24 protein-coding genes are annotated in these 18,925 nt (G+C 67.8%); 10 read left to right on the forward strand and 14 right to left on the reverse strand.

Annotation, left to right across the window (positions count from 1 at the left end; genetic code table 11):
• Window positions 1–34: 34 nt before the first annotated feature.
• A complete protein-coding gene (locus tag J2X58_RS05805) occupies window positions 35–595 on the reverse strand; it encodes an NUDIX hydrolase (RefSeq protein ID WP_310046955.1) in 561 nt (186 codons plus the stop codon).
• Window positions 596–748: 153 nt separating this feature from the next.
• Here J2X58_RS05805 and J2X58_RS05810 point away from each other — a divergent pair, with 153 nt between their 5' ends.
• From J2X58_RS05810 to J2X58_RS05820, 3 genes are all read left to right on the forward strand, one after another.
• Window positions 749–1,705, forward strand: a complete 957-nt coding sequence (locus J2X58_RS05810; protein ID WP_310046956.1) for a hypothetical protein — start codon at window positions 749–751, stop codon at window positions 1,703–1,705.
• A gap of 215 nt (window positions 1,706–1,920) precedes the next feature.
• Entirely contained in the window at window positions 1,921–3,408 is a 1,488-nt protein-coding gene (locus J2X58_RS05815; RefSeq protein WP_090053288.1) for an amino acid permease, read from the forward strand.
• A gap of 94 nt (window positions 3,409–3,502) precedes the next feature.
• Window positions 3,503–4,942, forward strand: a complete 1,440-nt coding sequence (locus tag J2X58_RS05820; protein WP_310046957.1) for an amino acid permease — start codon at window positions 3,503–3,505, stop codon at window positions 4,940–4,942.
• A gap of 316 nt (window positions 4,943–5,258) precedes the next feature.
• Here J2X58_RS05820 and J2X58_RS05825 read toward each other — a convergent pair whose 3' ends face one another.
• Complete coding sequence (locus tag J2X58_RS05825; RefSeq protein ID WP_090178839.1) at window positions 5,259–5,585, reverse strand: high-potential iron-sulfur protein; 327 nt, start codon at window positions 5,583–5,585, stop codon at window positions 5,259–5,261.
• A 159-nt stretch (window positions 5,586–5,744) separates the two neighbouring features.
• Between J2X58_RS05825 and J2X58_RS05830 the strand changes: the two genes are divergently transcribed.
• The 4 genes from J2X58_RS05830 to J2X58_RS05845 are packed head-to-tail and all read left to right on the forward strand — an operon-like array spanning window position 5,745 to window position 8,714.
• Complete coding sequence (locus J2X58_RS05830) at window positions 5,745–6,389, forward strand: methylthioribulose 1-phosphate dehydratase (protein ID WP_090053283.1); 645 nt, start codon at window positions 5,745–5,747, stop codon at window positions 6,387–6,389.
• A complete protein-coding gene (locus J2X58_RS05835) occupies window positions 6,386–6,955 on the forward strand; it encodes an acireductone dioxygenase (RefSeq protein ID WP_090178837.1) in 570 nt (189 codons plus the stop codon). The genes J2X58_RS05830 and J2X58_RS05835 overlap by 4 nt, the downstream gene beginning before the upstream one ends.
• Window positions 6,956–7,009: 54 nt before the next feature.
• Window positions 7,010–7,693, forward strand: a complete 684-nt coding sequence (gene mtnC / locus J2X58_RS05840; RefSeq protein ID WP_310046958.1) for an acireductone synthase — start codon at window positions 7,010–7,012, stop codon at window positions 7,691–7,693.
• Complete coding sequence (locus tag J2X58_RS05845; RefSeq protein WP_310046959.1) at window positions 7,677–8,714, forward strand: C13 family peptidase; 1,038 nt, start codon at window positions 7,677–7,679, stop codon at window positions 8,712–8,714. Before mtnC ends, J2X58_RS05845 begins: the two co-directional genes overlap by 17 nt.
• A gap of 128 nt (window positions 8,715–8,842) precedes the next feature.
• Here J2X58_RS05845 and J2X58_RS05850 read toward each other — a convergent pair whose 3' ends face one another.
• From J2X58_RS05850 to J2X58_RS05860, 3 genes are read right to left on the reverse strand one after another with little or no spacing between them, the layout of a single operon-like run.
• On the reverse strand, window positions 8,843–9,646 hold the full coding sequence (locus J2X58_RS05850) for an amidohydrolase (protein WP_310046961.1): 804 nt from the start codon (window positions 9,644–9,646) through the stop codon (window positions 8,843–8,845).
• Window positions 9,634–10,779, reverse strand: a complete 1,146-nt coding sequence (locus tag J2X58_RS05855) for a pyridoxal phosphate-dependent aminotransferase (RefSeq protein ID WP_310046963.1) — start codon at window positions 10,777–10,779, stop codon at window positions 9,634–9,636. Before J2X58_RS05855 ends, J2X58_RS05850 begins: the two co-directional genes overlap by 13 nt.
• Window positions 10,780–10,788: 9 nt before the next feature.
• Window positions 10,789–11,817 carry a LysR substrate-binding domain-containing protein gene (locus J2X58_RS05860; protein WP_090053273.1) on the reverse strand — a complete coding sequence of 343 codons (1,029 nt, stop codon included), beginning with the start codon at window positions 11,815–11,817 and terminating at the stop codon, window positions 10,789–10,791.
• A 129-nt stretch (window positions 11,818–11,946) separates the two neighbouring features.
• Between J2X58_RS05860 and J2X58_RS05865 the strand changes: the two genes are divergently transcribed.
• Window positions 11,947–12,528 (forward strand): FMN-dependent NADH-azoreductase, encoded by a 582-nt coding sequence (locus J2X58_RS05865; RefSeq protein WP_310046964.1) that lies wholly within the window; start codon window positions 11,947–11,949, stop codon window positions 12,526–12,528.
• An 88-nt stretch (window positions 12,529–12,616) separates the two neighbouring features.
• On the opposite strand, the gene J2X58_RS05870 is transcribed toward J2X58_RS05865, so the two are convergent.
• The 7 genes from J2X58_RS05870 to J2X58_RS05900 all read right to left on the reverse strand — a co-directional run bounded on the left by J2X58_RS05870 (window position 12,617) and on the right by J2X58_RS05900 (window position 17,391).
• The gene (locus tag J2X58_RS05870) at window positions 12,617–12,766 is read right to left on the reverse strand and encodes a hypothetical protein (RefSeq protein WP_175472759.1); all 150 of its coding nucleotides are present in this window, start codon (window positions 12,764–12,766) and stop codon (window positions 12,617–12,619) included.
• Window positions 12,767–12,780: 14 nt separating this feature from the next.
• Window positions 12,781–12,939 (reverse strand): hypothetical protein, encoded by a 159-nt coding sequence (locus tag J2X58_RS05875; RefSeq protein ID WP_175472758.1) that lies wholly within the window; start codon window positions 12,937–12,939, stop codon window positions 12,781–12,783.
• Window positions 12,940–12,985: 46 nt separating this feature from the next.
• Window positions 12,986–13,864: a ribonuclease H-like domain-containing protein gene (locus J2X58_RS05880; RefSeq protein WP_310046965.1), complete on the reverse strand. Its 879-nt coding sequence runs from the start codon at window positions 13,862–13,864 to the stop codon at window positions 12,986–12,988.
• Window positions 13,861–16,278, reverse strand: coding sequence for a DEAD/DEAH box helicase (locus J2X58_RS05885; protein ID WP_310046966.1), 2,418 nt, complete (start codon window positions 16,276–16,278; stop codon window positions 13,861–13,863). Before J2X58_RS05885 ends, J2X58_RS05880 begins: the two co-directional genes overlap by 4 nt.
• A 68-nt stretch (window positions 16,279–16,346) precedes the next feature.
• Window positions 16,347–16,571, reverse strand: coding sequence for a hypothetical protein (locus J2X58_RS05890; RefSeq protein WP_090178820.1), 225 nt, complete (start codon window positions 16,569–16,571; stop codon window positions 16,347–16,349).
• Window positions 16,572–16,675: 104 nt separating this feature from the next.
• Window positions 16,676–16,915, reverse strand: a complete 240-nt coding sequence (locus J2X58_RS05895; RefSeq protein ID WP_310046967.1) for a hypothetical protein — start codon at window positions 16,913–16,915, stop codon at window positions 16,676–16,678.
• Between the two features lie 71 nt (window positions 16,916–16,986).
• Window positions 16,987–17,391, reverse strand: a complete 405-nt coding sequence (locus tag J2X58_RS05900; RefSeq protein WP_090053262.1) for a hypothetical protein — start codon at window positions 17,389–17,391, stop codon at window positions 16,987–16,989.
• Between the two features lie 144 nt (window positions 17,392–17,535).
• Between J2X58_RS05900 and J2X58_RS05905 the strand changes: the two genes are divergently transcribed.
• Together J2X58_RS05905 and J2X58_RS05910 are read left to right on the forward strand one after the other, a co-directional pair.
• Entirely contained in the window at window positions 17,536–17,940 is a 405-nt protein-coding gene (locus J2X58_RS05905; RefSeq protein WP_090053261.1) for a hypothetical protein, read from the forward strand.
• Window positions 17,941–17,977: 37 nt separating this feature from the next.
• A complete protein-coding gene (locus J2X58_RS05910; RefSeq protein ID WP_090053259.1) occupies window positions 17,978–18,367 on the forward strand; it encodes a hypothetical protein in 390 nt (129 codons plus the stop codon).
• Window positions 18,368–18,372: 5 nt separating this feature from the next.
• Here the strand turns inward: J2X58_RS05910 and J2X58_RS05915 are convergent, their stop codons facing one another.
• Both J2X58_RS05915 and J2X58_RS05920 read right to left on the reverse strand, forming a co-directional pair.
• Window positions 18,373–18,588 (reverse strand): hypothetical protein, encoded by a 216-nt coding sequence (locus tag J2X58_RS05915; protein ID WP_090053257.1) that lies wholly within the window; start codon window positions 18,586–18,588, stop codon window positions 18,373–18,375.
• 94 nt (window positions 18,589–18,682) lie between these two features.
• Complete coding sequence (locus tag J2X58_RS05920) at window positions 18,683–18,913, reverse strand: hypothetical protein (RefSeq protein ID WP_090053256.1); 231 nt, start codon at window positions 18,911–18,913, stop codon at window positions 18,683–18,685.
• Window positions 18,914–18,925: the final 12 nt, after the last annotated feature.

Genomic DNA, 18,925 nt, shown 5'->3' on the forward strand with positions numbered 1-18,925 from the left:
CCGAAGGTAGCGACCCTTGCGGGCGAACGGCCTCTCAGCCGAGCGCCGCGTCGCGCATGGCCAGCCACTTGGTGGCCATGCGGCGCAGCGACGGGTCGGAGGCCGGATCGGACGCGATGTCCGTGACCGGCCGCCAGGCCAGTTCGAGGGACTCCTCGTTGAGGACGAAGGCTTCCCCGCCACGCGCCACGACGACGTGCCGCACGTCGTAATGCCAGTGCTCGGGCTCGTCACCACGCGCCGGGATCGCATGGCGGTCGACATCGAATATCTCCGGGAGCACGTCCAGCCCCCGCAATCCGGTTTCCTCTTCCGCCTCACGCAGCGCCACGGCCGCCAGGTCCGTGTCGCCGTCGGCATGGCCGCCCGGCTGCAGCCATCGGCCCAGCTTGCGATGGAGCATCAGCAGCGCGCGTTGCCCGTCCGCGCTGACGAGCCAGGCGGAACCCGTGAAGTGCCCCTCCCGCGTCTCACGATGGAAGGGACGTCCCGCCTCACGCAGCCACGCGTCGAATTCGGCCACTCCCTCTTCGTCAGGCCAACGCCCCGCGTAGGACGCGAGGGCATCGGCAAGGGGCTGTCTGGTCGGATCCATCGGAAATCACCTTCAAGGGACTAGTCATTTTCGCAGGTCATTTTAGGACTGATCCGATGTCGGACGCGGGCGCGGCTTGCCTACGATGGTTCCGGGGCGCACGACGCGCTCCGCCGTCCGCAGCGTCGCGCTGCGTAACGCAAGGAAACGCGCATGTCGCAGAATCTGAAGTCGTTCGGTGCCACCCTCGCACTCCTGGCCATCTGCCCCGCCATCGCGGCGGACCGCGAGGCCAACTTCACTGGCCCCCTCGTCACACCGGCCGTCAATTCGATGCCCGCCGGCATGGTGAACATCGAGCCATACCTTATCCATACCAATACGCGTGGCAGCTACACCAACGCCGGCGATCGCAAGGAGCGCGACCCGACCGTCCGTCAGTGGCAGCTCGCCGTGCCCATGTCCTACGCGCTGACGGACACGAGCTTCGTCCAGCTCACGCTCAACGCGTCGCGCACGTCCGGCGATGGCCTGCACACCGACGGAATGCGGATGGGCGACACCTCCGTGCGCTTCCAGCAGCGCCTGCGCGCACCGGATGCCGACGGTGGCGGTCTCGTTCTCGCGATCGCGGCCGCCCAGCGCCTGCCCACGGGCGCGTACCACCACCTCGACACCAATCCGCTCAACGGCACGGGCAACGGCGCGATGCGCACGACGCTGGCATTCGGCGCGCAGCAGCTCGACTGGCTGGACGACGGTCACGCCCTGCGCTGGCGCGCGCAGCTGGCCTGGAGTCCGTCGCCCGGCCGCATCAACGTGCGCGACGGCAGCGTCTATGGCACGTCCCGCGGGTTTCGCGGCTATGCGCGCCTCGGCCAGGCATGGAACGCGTCGGTCGCCGCCGAGTACGTGCTCGACCCTCGCTGGGTGCTCGTGGGCGAGGCGATATGGAACCGATCGGGCGCCGTCGACGTGGTGGGCGCCACCGCGGAAGGCCCGCGCACGGCGCGCCGCCTCGCGCCGAGCCAGGAGTTCAGTCTCGCGCCCGCCGTGGAATATCACTTCAGCCCGACGGTCGGCCTGATCGGCGGCGTCCAGTTCACGGTCGCCGGTCGCAACACCGCCGATTACGTCGCGCCACAGGTCGCGCTGAACATGGTCTTCTGAGCATTCAGGCGACGCATGCACAACCGCCGCAAGTCATGGTCGACACCCGCACCGCTCGCATGCAAGGCATTGGAACGCCTCGCATCGCAGCTTGTACGGCCTTGCCCCGCTGGGCTATGGTGCCGTGCCAGCGCTTCCGGGCAGCGGCGTGCGCACCGTGGCTCACGCGGCGGTCCCAACAATAAAAGGCTACATTCCGGCAGTAGGGGAGACACATGTTGAAACACCTGTTCGCGACGCATCCCATCGAGGCCGCGCCGCACGTCGATGCTGGTGAACACATCGACACCGGCGCGCACGGAGGCGAACTCAAGCGCGTCCTCACCGCGAAGCACCTGATCCTGCTCGGCGTTGGCGCCGTGATCGGTGCGGGCATCTTCGTCATCACCGGCCAGGCGGCCGCGCTGCACGCCGGCCCCGCGCTGGTCATCAGCTTCCTCATCGCGGGCTTCGCCTGCGCCCTCGCCGGCCTCTGCTACGCCGAGTTCGCGGCGATGCTTCCCGTCTCCGGCAGCGCCTACTCCTATTCCTATGCCACGCTCGGCGAATACGTCGCCTGGTTCGTCGGCTGGAACCTCGTGCTCGAATACCTGTTCGCCGCGGCTACGGTCGCCGCCGGCTGGTCGGGTTACTTCAACGAGCTGCTCGGCCTCATCGGCCAGATGGCCGGCACGAACATCGCCCTACCCGCCACGCTTTCGTCGGCGCCGTTCCAGTTCGTCGAAGGTCACATCCAGGCCACCGGCACGCTGATCAACCTGCCGGCGGTCGTGATCATCGCCGCGCTGTCCGGCCTGTGCTACGTCGGCATCACGCAGTCGGCGTTCGTCAACTCGATCATCGTGGCGATCAAGGTCACCGTGATCCTGCTCTTTCTCGCCTTCGCGATCCAGGTGATCAACCCGGCCAACTGGCATCCGTTCATTCCGGAAGCCGAGGGCCCGGGCACGTTCGGCTGGGGCGGCATCTTCCGCGCCGCGACCATCGTGTTCTTCTCCTACGTCGGCTTCGACGCCGTGTCGACCGCCGCGGGCGAAGCGAAGAATCCGCAGCGCGACATGCCCATCGGCATCCTCGGCTCGCTGGCCATCTGCACCGTGCTGTACATCGCCGTCGCGCTCGTCCTCACGGGCATCGCGCCGTTCCGCATGCTGAACACGCCCGAGCCGGTCGCCACCGCGCTGGGCCTGTACCCGCACCTGTCCTGGCTGAAGGCGATCGTCGTCCTCGGCGCGATCACGGGCCTCTCGTCGGTGATCCTCGTGATGCTCATGGGCCTGCCGCGCATCTTCTTCTCGATGGCGAAGGACGGCCTGCTGCCGCAGACGATGGCGAAGATCCATCCGAAGCACCGCACGCCCTACATCGGCACGATCATCGTCGGCGTCGCCGCGGCCGCCATGGCCGGCCTGTTCCCCGTGAGCGTGCTCGGCGAACTCGTCTCGATGGGCACCCTGCTCGCGTTCGCCACGGTCTGCGTGGGCGTGCTGATCCTGCGCTACACGCGTCCGGACCTGCAGCGCAGCTTCCGCGTGCCGTTCGTGTGGCCGATCTGCATCGCCGGCGCCCTGGCCTGCGTCTACCTGTTCTGGCAGGCGTTCGAAGAGCACTGGCGCCTGATGGTGGGCTGGATCGTCATCGGCCAGGCCATCTACTTCGGCTACGGCTACGCGCACAGCAAGCTGCGCAAGTCGCTCGGCTGATCGAACCCGCTCCACGCGAAGGGCCGGCGGCACACCGCCGGCCCTTCGCTTTGAAGCTATCCTTATCCACGACATTACGACGCCCAGGCAGTCCATGCTCCAGCAGTTACTCGCCAAGAAAGCACCCCAGGCCGAACCCGACGACGCGCACGGCCCGGCCCTGCGCCGCACCCTCGGCCCGTGGGGTCTGACGGCGCTGGGCATCGGCGCGGTCATCGGCGGCGGCATCTTCGTCATCACGGGCGTGGCGGCGGCGGAACACGCCGGCCCCGCCATCATCATCTCGTTCATCCTCGCGGCCATCTGCAGCCTGTTCACGGCGCTGTGCTACGCGGAGTTCGCGTCGATGATCCCGATCTCCGGCAGTGCGTACTCATACGCATACGCCACGCTCGGCGAAGGCGCCGCGTGGTTCATCGGCTGGAACCTCATCCTCGAATACGGCGTGTCGGCATCGGCCGTCGCCGTCAGCTGGACAGGCTACTTCGTCAGCCTGCTCGACCACGTCGGCATACACATACCGCCGGCGCTGACCAACGCGCCCGTCGACTTCGTCGACGGCCACCTCGTGGCCACCGGTGCGCTGTTCAACCTTCCAGCGGTCGGCATCACCCTGGCACTGACCTGGGTCTGCTACGTCGGCATCAAGGAATCGACCGGCATCAACATGGCGATGGTGCTGCTGAAGACCGCGCTGATCGTCCTCGTCATCGTGGTCGGCGCGAGCCACATCGACACCGCGAACTGGCACCCGTTCATCCCCGCCAACCAGGGCGGCGACAAGTACGGCTGGTCGGGCATCCTGCGTGGGGCGTCGATGGTGTTCTTCGCCTATATCGGCTTCGAGGCGACCTCCACGGCCGCGCAGGAATCCAAGAACCCGCAGCGCGACATGCCGATCGGCACGCTCGCCTCGCTGGCCATCTGCACCGTGCTCTACATCGCCATGGCGGCCGTGCTGACGGGCCTCGTTCCGTTCGACCAACTCGGCACGTCGGAGCCGGTCGTCACTGCCATCCGCCAGCATCCGGAGCTCGGCTGGCTGCGCGGCATCGTCGAAGTCGGCGCGTTGATCGGCCTCTCCTCGGTCGTGCTGGTCATGATCATCGCGCAACCGCGCATCTTCATGATCATGGCGCGCGACGGCCTCATGCCCAAGGTGTTCACCACGATCCACCCGAGGCACCGCACGCCGCACATCAATACCGTGATCACCGGCGTCGGCATCGCCGCGCTCGCCGCCGTGTTTCCGCTCAACGTGCTCGGCGACCTCACCTCGATGGGTACGCTCGTCGCGTTCTGCGCGGTGTGCGCCGGCGTGATGATCCTGCGCCGCACGGCACCGGATCTTCCGCGCACGTTCCGCGTGCCCGTCGCCCCCGTCACCTGCATCCTGGGCATCCTCAGCTGCATCGCGCTGCTGACGTCGATGGGCGTGCGTAACTGGGTTCTGATGGCCGTCTGGACGGTGCTCGGCATCCTGATCTATCTCGCCTACGGCTACCGTCACAGCCGTCTGCGACAGAGCCGCTGACGCGGCGCGGACCCGAGCGGCCGGAGATTCGATCGGGCTGGAGGTTCCACTGGTAACTCTCTGATTCACAATGACAATGTGTTAAATCTTCGTTGTCATTTAACTGCCATTGGCCGGGCGCCCGTGGAGGGGAGTATGATCCCCAGTCCGCGGGTAAATCACTTGGCAGTGGGCCCCGGATTGCCGCCCGGCGCGTCAGGCGGGTCAGCTCCTCGGCCTGGCGCGCTTGGGCTGCATTTTCTGCCCGGACATGAAAAAGGCCAGCCTCGCGGCTGGCCTTTGTCGTTTCCGGGGCGGATCGTCCCGACCCGGGTTATCAGGCCTTGGGGGTATGGGACACGCACCAGCCAGGCCCCGCCACGGCCTTGCCCGGGAACAGGTCGCACGGACCCCAGGCCGCCGTCGCGGCGCCCTTGAAGAAGTTGCAGTTGGCGCACTTGTCGCCCGGCTTGCGGCCCGGACCGCCCGTGGCGGCCTCGGTGTACTTGAGCGCCGATGCCGTGGGGTCGCTCGGGGAGAGGTGCGGCAGGTCCTGGGCACGGGCCACGCCCACGGTTCCAAGGACCGCCGCGGCGGTCGCGCCGCCCGCGGCGACCTTGAGGAATCGGCGCCGGGCCTCGATGTTCGGATCGTGCTGCGACATGGGTACAACCTCCGTCGATGGTCGTGCCGGGCGGGGATCGGCCGGCGAAAGAAGTCATCCTACCGCCATCTGCGAAAAGCAAATGGTTCGCATTAGACAGTTCGGGGCCATCCGTGGCCGCATGGTATGATCGCCGCCTGTTTGGACGTCCAAATCCCCATGTCGAATACCTCCCTTCCCGTTTCCGCCGAACTGATGGCCGAGCGTGCCGACGCCATCGCGGAGGCCGCGCGCGAACTCGCGGCGTTCGGCTGGACGCCCGCGACCAGCAGCAACTTCTCGATGCGGATCGACGCGGACCATGCCGCGATCACGATCTCCGGGCGCGACAAGGGGCGGCTGGGACGCGACGACATCATGCTGATCGACATGGACGGCAAGGCGGTCGGTTCCAGCCACCGGCCGTCGGCCGAGACCGGGCTGCACACGCAGGTGTACCGCCGCTTCCCGGATGCCAACGTCGTGCTGCACACGCATTCGCGCACGCAGAGCGTCGCTTCGCGCCTCTTCGCCGCCGCGGGGCGCGTGCACCTCGAAGGCTGGGAGTTGCAAAAGGCCATCTCCGGCTACACAACGCACGAAAGCGTGCTCGACATCCCCGTATTTCCGAACACCCAGCACATGCCCGAGCTGGAAGCGCAGGTGGACGCCTGGATCGACTCCGGCAAGCCGCTCTACGCGTATCTGATCGACGGGCATGGGATCTACACCTGGGGCCGCGACATGGCCGAGACCCGGCGCCATCTCGAGGCCCTGGAGTTCCTGCTGGGCTGCGAACTCGACCTGAGGAGGCTTTCCCCATGAGCCGTCTGCGTATCTACGACGACACCCGGAACGACACCCCGCTCGCCGTTCTCGACGACCACGCCGCCATCGCCGAGGCGCTGAACGCGGTCGGCGTGCGTTTCGAGCAGTGGGAGGCCAACCAGCCGATCGCGCCCGGCGCGAGCCAGGACGAGGTCATCGCCGCGTACCGCGCGGACATCGACCGCCTGATGGCGGAAAACGGCTACCAGTCCGTGGACGTGATCAGCCTCAAGCCGGATCACCCGGACCGCGCGGCTTTCCGCCAGAAGTTCCTGAACGAGCACACGCACAGCGAGGACGAGGTCCGCTTCTTCGTCGCCGGCGCGGGCCAGTTCACGCTGCACATCGATGGCAAGGTCTACGAGGTGCTGTGCGAAAAGGGCGATCTCATCGGCGTTCCCGACGGCACGCCGCACTGGTTCGACATGAGCGAATCGCCCTATTTCGTCGCGATCCGCCTCTTCACGAACACCGAAGGCTGGGTCGCGAACTTCACGGGCACGGACATCGCCGAGCAGTTTCCGCGCATGAACCCGCACGCCTCGGCGGCGACCGTTTCGTAAGCGGGTCCCGTCGTTTATCCTGCGGATCTCCCCGATCCGCAGGCTTCTCCCCGCATGTCCGATATCCGCGCCATCCTCACCGACATCGAGGGCACCACCAGCTCGATCGATTTCGTCAAGGACGTTCTCTTTCCCTACGCCCGGAAGCACCTGCCGGCGTTCGTCGAAACCCATGCCGACGAACCCGAGGTCCAGCACTGGCTGCATGAAGCCGCGAAGGAAGCCGGGATCGTCGAGGCGACCCGCACGGAAGTCATCGACCTGCTGATCCGCTGGATCGACGAAGATCGCAAGTCGACGGCGCTCAAGGCCCTGCAGGGCATGATCTGGCGTGAAGGTTACGAGGCCGGCGCGTACGTCTCGCACATGTACCCGGAAGTCGCGGCGCGGCTGAAGGCCTGGCACGCGCGCGGCCTGTCGCTGTACGTGTATTCGTCCGGCTCCGTGCCCGCGCAGAAGCTGCTGTTCGGTTTCAGCGAGAGCGGCGACCTCACCCCGCTGTTCTCCGGCTATTTCGACACGCAGACCGGCCACAAGCGCGAGACGCAGTCGTATGCCCGCATCGCCGAGGCGATCGGATTGCCGCCCGCGCAGATCCTCTTCCTCTCCGACATCCGCGAAGAACTCGACGCCGCCCGCGCGGCCGGCATGCGCACCACGCAGCTCATCCGCCCGCCGCAGCCGGTCATCGAAAACGGTCACCCCGCCGTGGCGGATTTCGATGCCATCGCACCTTGATCCCCGCCGGCGCACCGCGATCGCGACGCTGACGGCGTTCGCCGCGGGCGTCCTGCTCACGATCGGCGTCCTGCGTTTCGGCCCGGAACCGCTGACCGCGCGGCGTGAACCGCTGGCCGCGCCGGCGGCCGTCGCGACTGCCGCACCCGCTTCGGCGGCCACGGTCGCGCCGGCGGACGAAGGCGTCGCCGACGAGGCCGCCCTCGACACCTGGCCTACCGACGCCCCGACGCCCGAGCAGGTGTTCTCCGCGCAGCCGGAGGCGATGCGCCGCGCCGTCGCGAAGCTCGCGCCGCGCACCCCGGGCAGGACGAACGTCTACGCCCTCGCCTTCGCGGCGGACGGCTCGGAGGATGTCTTCCGCAACGAGGCGGAATATCTCGACACCCTCATGGCGCGACGTTTCGGCGCACCGGGACATACGCTGGTGCTGGAGAACCATCCCGCCACGCTGAGCACCCGCCCGCTCGCGAGCTGGACGAACCTCGAGGCTGGCCTGGACGCGCTGGCGAAGGTCATGGATCCGAAGGAAGACATCCTCCTGCTTTACGTCGCGACGCACGGAGGCGACGACCATTCGCTGCTGGTCGACATGGACCCGATCCCGCTCGACCAGCTGGACCCGGACGGCCTCGCCGACATCCTCGGCAAGCATGCGTTTCAGTGGAAGGTGCTCGTGGTGAACGCCTGCTACTCGGGCGGCTTCGTGCCGAAGCTGAAGGGTACGGGCACCCTGGTGCTGACTTCCGCGCGCGCGGACCGCACGTCGTTCGGCTGCGGCGCGGATTCGGACATCACCTACTTCGGCCGCGCCTGGCTCGCCGACGGGCTCAACGCGACACCGGATTTCGTCGACGCGTTCGGCCGCGCGCGGCGCGAGATCGCCGCGTGGGAAACGAAAGATGCGCTGGAACCCTCGGAGCCGCAGATCGACGTCGGCGCGGGGATCGAGGAAAAACTGGCCGCCTGGCGCAAGCGCGCCGCGATCGGCCCTGCGGTACCGTTCACCGCGGCACGTTGACCCACCCGGCAGCCACGTAGGAGCGCGCCCTGCGCGCGACATCTTTTCGCGTAGGGCAGCAGGACCTGTTGCTTGCCGCCCTAGATGTCGTACCCACAGGACATTGCGCGGGACGCGCTTCTACGCCATCAGACCGACACATCCAACGAAAACCGATCCGCATCCATCCACGCGGGAAAACGTTCCCGGTGCGCCTTCAACGGTGCCGGATCGATCGCGACGGTGACCACCTGCTCCTGCGGGCCCAGCTCCACCAGCGGCTCGCCGACCGGATCGATGATCGCGCTGTCGCCCGCGTAAGGGTGATCGTTGCCGTCGATGCCGACGCGGTTCACGCCGATCACGTACGAAAGATTTTCGATGGCCCGCGCGCGCAACAGCGTGCGCCACGGCTGGCGGCGCGGGGCCGGCCAGTTCGCCACGAACAGGGCCAGGTCGTAGTCCATGCCGCCGGCGGCTTCCTCGCGACGGCCGTTGCGCAGCCAGACGGGGAAACGCAGGTCGTAGCAGACCTGTGGCAGGATCCGCCAACCCTTCAGCTCGACGATGAGGCGATCGCGGCCGCCACCGTAGCGCGTGTGCTCGCCCGCCATGCGGAACAGGTGACGCTTGTCGTAATACGCGAGCGAGCCGTCGGGCGACGCCCAGATCAGCCGGTTGTAGACCGTGTCGCCCTCGCGGATCACGAGGCTGCCGGTCAGCGTGGCGTCGACTTCCGTCGCGAGCGCGCGCATCCAGGCGACACTGGGTCCGTCCATGGTCTCGGCGTTGCCCAGGGTGTCGTTGGTGAAGCCCGAGAGGAACGTCTCGGGGAGCACGATCAGGTCGCTGCGCGCCGCGCCGCGAACGAGGCGCCCGTAATACTCGCGATTGGCGGGGGCGTCGTGCCAGCGCGTGGCGCCCTGCACGAGGGAGACGGTCAGAGTTTGCACAGGAGCTCCGCGGCGGCTTCCATGGTGGCGTCGTTCTTCGCGAAGCACAGGCGGACCAGCCGCGTATCCGGCGCGCTCTCGTAGAACGGGCTCAGCGGAATGGCGGCCACGCCGCCCTCGCGCACGAGCCACTCGCTGAAGTTGATGTCGTCGACGTCGCGGATGGCACCGTAATCCACCAGCTGGAAGTAACCGCCCGGCACGTCGAGCAGCTTCAGCCGCGACGGCGCGAGCAGCGCCCGGAAACGGTCGCGCTTGGCCTGGTAGAACGCGGGCAGTTCGAGGTAGTGCTCGGGCGTCGATTCGAGGAATTCCGCGAACGCCCACTGCGCCGGGTTGAACGTGCAGAAGGTGAGGTACTGGTGCACCTTGCGGAACTCGGCCGTCAGGGCCTTGGGTGCGATGGCGTACCCGACCTTCCAGCCGGTGCAGTGGTAGGTCTTGCCGAACGACGAGACCACGATGCTGCGCGCGGCGAGTTCGGCGTGGCGAAGCACGCTCTGATGCTCCGCGCCGTCGAAGACGATGTGCTCGTAGACCTCGTCCGAGAGCACGACGATCGACGTGTCGCGCACGATCGCGGCGAGGGCATCGAGGTCGGCGGGCGAGAGCACGGCACCCGACGGGTTGTGCGGGGAGTTGATGAGGATCATGCGCGTCTTCGGCGTGATCGCGTCGCGCACGCGCTGCCAGTCGATGGCGAAGGACGGCAGCGTCAGCGGGATGTGCACCGCGCGCGCGCCCTGCAGTTCGATGGCGGGCTCGTAGCTGTCGTAGCACGGATCGAACACGATGACCTCGTCGCCCGCGCGCACGACCGCGGCGATGGCGGAGAACAGGGCCTCCGTCGCGCCGGACGTCACCGTCACCTCGGTATCGGGGCTCACGCGGTGGCCGTAGAGGCGCTCGGTCTTCGCCGCGATCTGTTCGCGCAGCTTCGGAATGCCCACGCCGGGGGCGTACTGGTTCTTGCCCTCGGCCATGGCGCGCGTGATCGACTCGCGCAGCGCCTCCGGCGGTTCGAAATCGGGGAAGCCCTGCCCCAGGTTCACCGCCTTGTGCTCCACGGCCAGCTGGCTCATGACGCTGAAGATGGTGGTGCCGACCTTGGGAAGCTTGGTTTCGAGCTGCATGCGTTGCCCTTATTCGTTTGGACGGCCAAACGCCGTCGAGACGTCCGATCCTACCATGCGGGCAAGGCGGATCGCCCCGGCCTGCTCGGGATGCTCGGCCACCTTCTGGCAGTCCTTATGAAACTCGGCCTGCGCCTTGGGCAGGCGCTCGGCGAGGAAGTCCACGAAGCTGCGGACGGCCGGCAGGAGGCCGCGCCGGCTGGGATAGACGAAATGCAAGGTGCCCTGCGCCGTGGTGTATTCGGGCAGCACCCATTCGAGGTCGCCGCTCGACAGCAGCGGCCCGCAATAGTCCTCGGGAAGGAGCGCCACGCCGCAGCACTGCACGGCCGCCGCGATCAGGACGGAAAAATCGCCACTCACCAGTCGCGGCTTGACCTCGACCGCCGCCTTCTTGCCACTGGCGTCGACCAGTTCCCAGACCTGCGCCCCCTCGTGTTCGTACATCGACAGCGCCGGCAGCAGGGCCAGGTCGTTGAGGGTCTTCGGGCGCCCGTTCGAGTCGAGGAATTTCGGGCTCGCCACGAGGAGGCTGCGCGCGTAACCGATGCTGCGCAGTACCAGCGTGGCGTCGGTGTCGAGCTTTTCGCGGACGCGGATGGCGACGTCGTAACCCTCGCCGATGAGATCGACGCGGCGGTTCGTCGCCGTGACCCGGACCTGCACCTTGGGATGTTCCAGCATGAACGCCGGAAGCATCGGTCCGAGGACGTTCTGCGCCAGGGAGATCGGGCAACTGACGCGGACGACGCCCCGCGGCTCCGTCCGGAGTTCGTCGACGGCATCCTGGGCCGCCCGGGCCTCCTCGAGCACCGCGCGGCAGTGCTGGTAGAAGCGCTCGCCAATCTCGGTGACGACGAAACGCCGCGTCGTTCGCTGGAGCAGACGCACGCCGAGGCGGTCTTCGAGCTGGGCGATACGCTTGCTCAGGCGCGACTTGGGGATCCCCAGCGCCCGCCCGGCCGCGGAAAACCCGCCGTGCTCGACCACCGAGGCGAAGAAGTACAGATCGTTGAGGTCCTGCAGCGCGCCGTCCATCGGAGGCTCCCGTCGTTTCGCTCGCGAAACAATCAGTCTACTCCAAGCGGACTAATCGCGGGATTGTCTGCGGCGTATCGTTGCACTCATACCGCCGCCGCACGCGACGCACCTTACCGAGGAACCGCCATGAAACTCCTGCACATCGACGCCAGCGCGCTGGGTACCTATTCCGTGACGCGCGGCCTGACCGCGGCGATCGTGGCCGAGTTCGTCCAGAGCCATCCGGGTACCGAGGTCACCTATCGCGACCTGCACGCCGCCCCGCTCGCCCCCTGGTCCATGCCGGTCGGCGAGGACAATCCGGCCGACATCGAAGCGGCCCGGGTGATGGACGAGTTCCTCGCCGCCGACGTCGTCGTCATCGGTGCGCCGATGTATAACTTCAGCGTGAGCAGCACCCTGAAGGCCTGGATCGACCGCATCGCCGTCGCGGGCAAGACGTTCCGCTACTCGTCCGCGGGCCCCGAGGGCCTGGCAGGCGGCAAGCGCGTGATCATCGCCTCGTCGCGCGGCGGCGTGTACACCGAGGGTCCGGCGGCCGGCATGGACTTCCAGGAGCCCTACCTGCGCGCCCTGTTCGGTTTCCTCGGCGTGACGGACATCGAGTTCGTCCGTGCCGAAGGCCTCGCGATGGGCGACGAGCACAAGGCCTCGGCGGTGAGCAAGGCCATCGCCGGCATCGCCGGCCTGATCCGCAAGGCGGCCTGATCAGACAAACCGTAGGAGCGCACCTGGGCGCGATCGGGGGTCTCCGCTAGCCCCCATCGCGCCCAGGTGCGCTCCTACGTGGCCCTGTTTACGGCGAATTCTGCTTGCCGGGCTTGTCCTTCGGCATGTTCTGGGACTCCTGCGGGTGCCCTTCCCCCGGCACCTTCGGCTTGCCATGCGACGGCTTGGGATTGTCTTCCCGGTAGCCGGGCGTCTGTTGTTTACCGTCGTTCGTCATATCCGTCGCTCCGTTCATTGCCGCTGCTCGCACGCGGCATGACCGCATTCGCACGTGCTGCCCATGATCTGGCTCTCGGCCGCCATGCGGCAGCTTTCGCTGCAGAAATCGCGCGAGACGGGAACGCGGCAGTTGCACCCGTCGTGATCGCAGGGCTTCAGGTCTTCGTTCATCGATAGTCACCTCGCAGCCATGTCGTGAGCCTGCGCGGGCGGGCGTCTATTTTTCGTAACCGGCGGGCGAAGCGGCGTCGCTTTCCGCCCAGCCGTGGGCTTCCACCAGCAGGCCGCTCAGGCTGCGGACGTCCTGCAGGTTGTGTTCCGCCACGCGGACGAGATCGGTCGATGCGCCGCCGCGCAGATAGGTGAGCCAGGCACGTGGCGCTTCCGAGCCCGGCAGATCGTCCTCGCGGACGATACGCAGGAGTTTCCGTTCGGCCGTCTGCATCCTGCAGTTTTCCCACACCTGGCGAAACCGTCGGCGCATCGGGTGCAGCAGATCGACGTGGGTCAGACCGTGCAGTGGGTTCGGCATCCGCGCCAGACGGTAGCGCGTCGCCAGCAACGGCGCGTCGTACGATTTTCCGTTGTAGCTGACGAGTACCGTGTCCGCATCGATCCACCCGGTGAACGCGCGGAGCATGGCTGTCTCGGCCGCCATCGTCGTCATGTAGAGCTGACGGACGCGCAGACCGCCGTCGTGCCAGTCGGCGGCGCCGATCATGAACGCGCGTGTGCCGGTGCCGCCGGCCAGGCCCGTCGTCTCCGTGTCGAAGTGCAGCAGGTGTTCGCGCCGCGCCGTGGTCAGGCGCGCGAAGGTGAGATCGAATTCCGCCGGCGCGTCGGCGACCTGAAAACGTCGTTCGAGATAGCGCAGCCCTGGCGCGATCTCCTCGCCTGGCACGTCGCGCGTCGCGGCACGCAATGGCGAACGCGGTTGCGCGATGCGTTCGCGCACGCCGGCCATGCGGCGGAGCAAGGCGAGATCCGGCCGGTTCGGGACCGGAGCCGCGGGTGCCCGCGCCGTGGGCGCGGGCTCGGGAGCGCGGACGCCGGCCTGCCGACGCAGGGCCGCGAGGCGCGACGCCAGATCGCTCACGCGGACGCCCCCAGCAACGTCAGCACGCGCAGGGCCAGCGCGCGCGGCGTTTCCTCGCGCCCCTCGTCGGCCGCGAGCACGGGACCCACGCAACCCGGACAGCCGCCCTTGCACTCGCAGCCCCGGATCGTCGCCGCCGCGTGGTTCAGCAACTCCGGCGCCCGCTGGAACAAGGGCTCGCTCAGCCCGACGCCGCCGGGGAAATTGTCGTAGAGGTACACCGTCGGCAGGAATCGTTCGAGGGCGTCCGGCAGCGCCAGCCCCCCGTCGGGCGCGCGGATCTGCCCTCGCCCGCCGGCGTCCACCTGGGCCGACCAGCCGCCGTCGCCGGAGCCCACCGCTTTCTGAAGGTCGCGCGGTTCGGCCATCACCGCGACGATGGCGGCGGTGTGCAGCGCGTAGGCCGCGCCGAGGAAGCCGTCGAGCGCATGCTGGCGGGAGCGGAATGCCGCGTCGAGCACGGTCTGCGGCAGTTGCCACCACACCGCCGTGGAATGCAGCTCCTGGTCCGGCAGGTTCACGGGACCGTAGCCGATGTTTTCGTGGGTGTAGTAGCGGATTTTCTTGTAGCCGGAGACGCGCCGCACGACGTGCACCTCGCCATGGCGCGCGCTGCCCTCGCCCGCGTTGCGCCCGTCGAAGCACTCCAGCTCCTTGAGCTTGGTGTAGTCGATGGCGTCGGTGTAGTAATCGACGTGGGTGCGCGTGCAGTACGCCTTGCGCCCCTCCCAGTCGAGCCGCTCCACCTGGTAGGGCACGGACTGGATCATGTGGATCGCGCCTTCGTACAGAGTGAGGGCGGCGGCCGAATAATCGACCTCGGCGATGATCGTCTGCCGGCCTTCGGTGCGATCGACCACCACGAAGTTGCCGTCGGCGACCGAACGCAGGCTCACCGCGTTCGCGGGATAGCTGTCGGCGATCCATTCCCAGCGCTCGCCCTCCTGGTGCAGCACTTCCGCTTCCGCGAGCACCTGCAGATAGGGTTCGGCGTCGTCGGGGCCGAAACGGTCGCCGGCCAGGAACGGCAGCTCGAAGGCCGCGCAGCGGATGTGGTCGAGCAGGATCAGGGGCTGATCGGGCTGTATGCGCGCATGTTCAGGACTCGCCTCGGTTAGGAAGGCGGGGTGCCGCATGAGGTACTGGTCCAGCGGCGCGCTCGTCGCGACCAGCACGCCCAGCGACGGCTGCTGGCGGCGCCCCGCGCGGCCGAAGCGCTGCCATGTCGCGGCGATGGAACCCGGGTAGCCGTTCAGCACCACGGCGTCGAGGCTGCCGATGTCCACGCCGAGCTCCAGCGCGGAGGTCGACACGATCCCGTCGACGGTGCCCGCGCGCATCTGGCGCTCCACGTCGCGGCGCTCCGTCGGCAGGTAACCGCCGCGGTACGCCCGGATGCGCGCGGGCTTGCGCGTGTCGTGGTCGAAGACGTCCTTCAGGTACTTGGTGAGCACCTCCACCATCAGGCGCGACTGCGCGAAGACCAGCGTCTTCATCTTCGCCTTGATCGCCACGCGGGCGATCAGGTTGGTCTGCGATCGCGCCGAGGCGCGCAGGCCGAGGTCGGGATTGACCACCGGCGGGTTCCATAGCAGCACGTGCTTGTCGCCACTGGGCGCGCCGCTTCGGCTGACGGTGACGACGTCGTCCTCGATCAGCGCCTGCGCGTGCTCGGTGGCGTTGCCGATGGTGGCGGAGCACAGCACGAACTGCGGGGTGACGCCGTAGAAGGCGCAGATGCGCTTGAGCCGACGCAGCACGTTGGCCAGGTGCGAGCCGAACACGCCGCGATAGGTGTGGATCTCGTCGATCACCACGTAACGCAGGTTCTCGAAGAACTGTGCCCACTTCGTATGGTGCGGCAGGATCGCCTGGTGGAGCATGTCGGGGTTGCTGACCACCACGTCGCCGTGGAGGCGGATCGCCTGCCGCGCATCGCCCGGCGTGTCGCCGTCGAAGGTGAAGGCCTTCACCCCGAGGTCGCCGGCGCGGTTGATGTCCAGCAGCTCGGAGACCTGGTCCTGCGCCAGCGCCTTGGTGGGGAACAGGTAGAGCGCCTTGGCTCCGGCCTCGAGCACCGAGGAGAGCACCGGCATCGTGTAGCAGAGGGTCTTGCCGGACGCGGTCGGCGTGGCCACGAGCACGTGGCGGCCGGCACGAGCCGCTTCCCAGGCTTCCTGCTGATGACTGTAGAGCCGCTCGATGCCGCGCGCGGTCAGCGCCGAGGCGAGTGAGGGAGGCAGGTCGTCGGGAAGAGGCGCGAAGCTCCCTTCCCGACCGAACACGGTGAAGGCGGAGCAGACGCGGTCGCCGTATTTATCGGTCAGGCGGTGGGCAAGGGTCCGGCCGTCGTGGTGGCTGGCGAGGACGGTATCGGACTCGTCGGCCCGAAGTGCTTTCAGATAGGCGGCCATGGCGGAAACCGGGCGACGGGAGGTCGCCCGTTATCGCCGGCTTGCGTCTCAGATGCTGCGACCGGAGGTCACTCCTTGTCCTGGTCCGTGGCATGCCAGAGGCCGGCCTCGTCCTCGATCTTGATCTCGACGGTGTGTCCGGGCTGGCTGCGGATAGCGGCGGTCAGGGTGTGAGCGTGCCGCAAGGCCTCGTCGCGCGTGGGGTATTGCCCGACCAGTTCGGCATTGCGACGCAGCGTCCATTGCCCACGGGACGACGCGTTGAAGGGTACGTAGAGAGTCGTGCGCTGCAACTGGGCTTACTCCGGCGGAAGGGCCCCCTTGGCCCTCGTCGGATGGCACGCTAGGTGCGGTGCCGTCGCCGTCGCGTCATGGCGGAGTCGCCGCCCGGGTCACGTCAACCGGAATAGGCGCTGCGGGCATCGGCGAGCCATTCGGCATGGCGGATGCCCCGGCTCATCGCCGCGTCGACCGCCGCGCGCTCGACGTCGAACTCATCCAGGAGCGTGATCATCACGAAATCGTGGGGCCCGGCGTCCGCGGCGGGCTCCACGATGTACGCGGCCTTCCAGGTCCCGGTCGGCGTTTTGAGCGTCCGGACCTCGACGGAGTATTGCCCAACGGTACGACGATGCACATCGGACTCCCGTTCGCCGGTGCCGGCGACGACCCGATCATTGCTCTCCCGCCGAAGGATGACAAGCGTACTCAGCTCTTCGTTGCCGTTTGTGCTGCCAATCCTTCACCACTTGCCGGAATCGAGAAGTTCTTCGTCTCGCCCTGGCCGACGCTGGCGTCGACATCGACCCGGTCGGCGCTGCACGCGCCATGCGGCATCATGCCGAGCTTCCGCGTGCCCGCGGGGACGTGCAGCACGAGCTGCTGGCCGATCTCCATGTCCGCCACGACCTTGTCGTCGACGTAGATGGCGCTGGAGCATCCGGCGCCCCACAGGCCCTGGTCGCGGACGATGTTCAGCGTGGCGTCGCCGCCGGCCGGGTCCTGCAGGGCGAAGACGGTGCTGGAGGGCACGTCGTGGATGCCCACGTGGCGCTCGTTCTGGGTGGCGCAGCCTGCGAGCAGGACGACGGCGGCGATGGCGAGTTGGCGCATGGGGGAACTCCTCGGGGGACGTGAAAGCATTGGTTCGGCGACGTGGACGCATCGTGAACCTTCGGGCGGCGCTCCCGCTTGATTATTCCTGCACACGACCGCGCCAACAATCGCCACCCACCCCACCGGAAGGATACGAGCCCCATGGCGAGCCGCGACTGGATCGACATCGAATCGTTCGAGGCCATCGACGACACGGAGCAGTTCGACCGCCCCGACATTCCCCGCGTCGAGGCCGTGCTCTCCGGCGCGCCCGAACGCGAATGGCAACAGTACTTCCTCGTCAGGGCCCGCGCGCTGGAACAGGCGCATCCTGGGCTGAAGATGGAGATCCTCGCCGACCGGCTGGGCTTCCACACCCGTGCCGCCCACGTCGAAGAGACGTGCCGCCTGGTGCACGAGGCCGTGCAGGGGACGAACCAGGATTACGCCGCCCAGAAGGCGGCCGAGGAAAAGCGCATCGCCGACCGGAACCAGGAGGTCAAGGAACTCATGGCGCGGATGAAGGACATCAACGCCCACTGGCCCCCGACCGGCCAGGCATCCTGAGCTACACGCCGCCCTCACGAATGGCTAGACTGCGCCCATGCCCGACGCCTCCCCATCCCGCCCGACCGCGCTCGTCTTCGATCGCGCCCATTTCGTGGCGGAGACCATCGCGCTGGTTCTCGACCTGGAGGGGTATCGCACCGTCCCGACGGTGACCTACCGCGACGCGAAGCGGAGCTTTCACGAATTGCCGGATCTGTCCGTGCTCGTGGTCCACGCCGACACCCCCGGCGAGCGCCGGGGCGGCGCCTTGCTCCAGGCCGCCATCCGCGATCGCCCGGGTACCGCGATCGTCGTGGTATCCAGTCGCCTTCCGCAGGACCTGGCGCCCTTCCCGCGCAGCGCCGTGTTCCTGGAAAAGCCGTTCGACCGTGCGCGGCTGCTCGAGGCCATCGACCAGGCGCGTGCGGCGCGCAGCCCGGGCTGAGCGCCCTACTCGTCCATACCGATGAGTTTCTCGATGTCGTCGATCGCGAACTGACGCGCGACCCGCTCGCGTTCCCGGCGTCCCATCGCGTTGCAGGCGGGCCCCAGGTCCTTCGCCCTTCGCAGCCGTCCGTCGCGGCTGATCTGGTAACCCTCTGGGCCATACTCGACCAGGTAGGTCGCCTGCAGGCCCTGCTTACGCTGGTACCGCAACGATTCCATGCGTCCCTCCGCTAGCGCCCGGCACGCGCCGGATTGTCGCGATGTATGCCCGGAACCGCGTCGCAAGTAAGCGACACGGTTCACAGTTCGGGATTCACCGCCGATCGAGGCGCTCGAGCGCCTCGCGCGCCATGCGCCGGCCCTCGGACAGCGCCATCTTTTCGGAGTCGTAGCTCACGCCACCGCTGTCGCTGGTGTCGATGATCGTGGTCATGTCGCGGGCGAACACGCGGTAGTCCCAGGTGAAACGGGGTGCCTCCCCATCGCGGCTGTCGCGCATGCACTCCACGTCGATCCGGTCTTCTTCGTCAGGGTCATGTCCCATGGCACGCTCCGG

It is taken from the genome of Luteibacter sp. 3190, assembly GCF_031456385.1.
In the GTDB taxonomy this organism is placed as follows: domain Bacteria; phylum Pseudomonadota; class Gammaproteobacteria; order Xanthomonadales; family Rhodanobacteraceae; genus Luteibacter.

Excerpts from the sequence above, each read along its gene's own strand:
- J2X58_RS05830 (WP_090053283.1), top strand. The coding sequence starts at position 5,745 with ATGTCGAATACCTCCCTTCCCGTTTCCGCCGAACTGATGGCCGAGCGT.
- J2X58_RS05855 (WP_310046963.1), bottom strand. The coding sequence starts at position 10,779 with ATGCAGCTCGAAACCAAGCTTCCCAAGGTCGGCACCACCATCTTCAGC.
- J2X58_RS05870 (WP_175472759.1), bottom strand. The coding sequence starts at position 12,766 with ATGACGAACGACGGTAAACAACAGACGCCCGGCTACCGGGAAGACAAT.
- J2X58_RS05900 (WP_090053262.1), bottom strand. The coding sequence starts at position 17,391 with ATGCGCCAACTCGCCATCGCCGCCGTCGTCCTGCTCGCAGGCTGCGCC.
- J2X58_RS05845 (WP_310046959.1), top strand. The coding sequence starts at position 7,677 with ATGCCATCGCACCTTGATCCCCGCCGGCGCACCGCGATCGCGACGCTG.
- J2X58_RS05915 (WP_090053257.1), bottom strand. The coding sequence starts at position 18,588 with ATGGAATCGTTGCGGTACCAGCGTAAGCAGGGCCTGCAGGCGACCTAC.
- J2X58_RS05920 (WP_090053256.1), bottom strand. The coding sequence starts at position 18,913 with ATGGGACATGACCCTGACGAAGAAGACCGGATCGACGTGGAGTGCATG.
- J2X58_RS05825 (WP_090178839.1), bottom strand. The coding sequence starts at position 5,585 with ATGTCGCAGCACGATCCGAACATCGAGGCCCGGCGCCGATTCCTCAAG.
- J2X58_RS05885 (WP_310046966.1), bottom strand. The coding sequence starts at position 16,278 with ATGGCCGCCTATCTGAAAGCACTTCGGGCCGACGAGTCCGATACCGTC.
- J2X58_RS05810 (WP_310046956.1), top strand. The coding sequence starts at position 749 with ATGTCGCAGAATCTGAAGTCGTTCGGTGCCACCCTCGCACTCCTGGCC.
- J2X58_RS05875 (WP_175472758.1), bottom strand. The coding sequence starts at position 12,939 with ATGAACGAAGACCTGAAGCCCTGCGATCACGACGGGTGCAACTGCCGC.
- J2X58_RS05910 (WP_090053259.1), top strand. The coding sequence starts at position 17,978 with ATGCCCGACGCCTCCCCATCCCGCCCGACCGCGCTCGTCTTCGATCGC.
- J2X58_RS05815 (WP_090053288.1), top strand. The coding sequence starts at position 1,921 with ATGTTGAAACACCTGTTCGCGACGCATCCCATCGAGGCCGCGCCGCAC.
- J2X58_RS05905 (WP_090053261.1), top strand. The coding sequence starts at position 17,536 with ATGGCGAGCCGCGACTGGATCGACATCGAATCGTTCGAGGCCATCGAC.
- mtnC (WP_310046958.1), top strand. The coding sequence starts at position 7,010 with ATGTCCGATATCCGCGCCATCCTCACCGACATCGAGGGCACCACCAGC.
- J2X58_RS05805 (WP_310046955.1), bottom strand. The coding sequence starts at position 595 with ATGGATCCGACCAGACAGCCCCTTGCCGATGCCCTCGCGTCCTACGCG.
- J2X58_RS05860 (WP_090053273.1), bottom strand. The coding sequence starts at position 11,817 with ATGGACGGCGCGCTGCAGGACCTCAACGATCTGTACTTCTTCGCCTCG.
- J2X58_RS05820 (WP_310046957.1), top strand. The coding sequence starts at position 3,503 with ATGCTCCAGCAGTTACTCGCCAAGAAAGCACCCCAGGCCGAACCCGAC.
- J2X58_RS05835 (WP_090178837.1), top strand. The coding sequence starts at position 6,386 with ATGAGCCGTCTGCGTATCTACGACGACACCCGGAACGACACCCCGCTC.
- J2X58_RS05865 (WP_310046964.1), top strand. The coding sequence starts at position 11,947 with ATGAAACTCCTGCACATCGACGCCAGCGCGCTGGGTACCTATTCCGTG.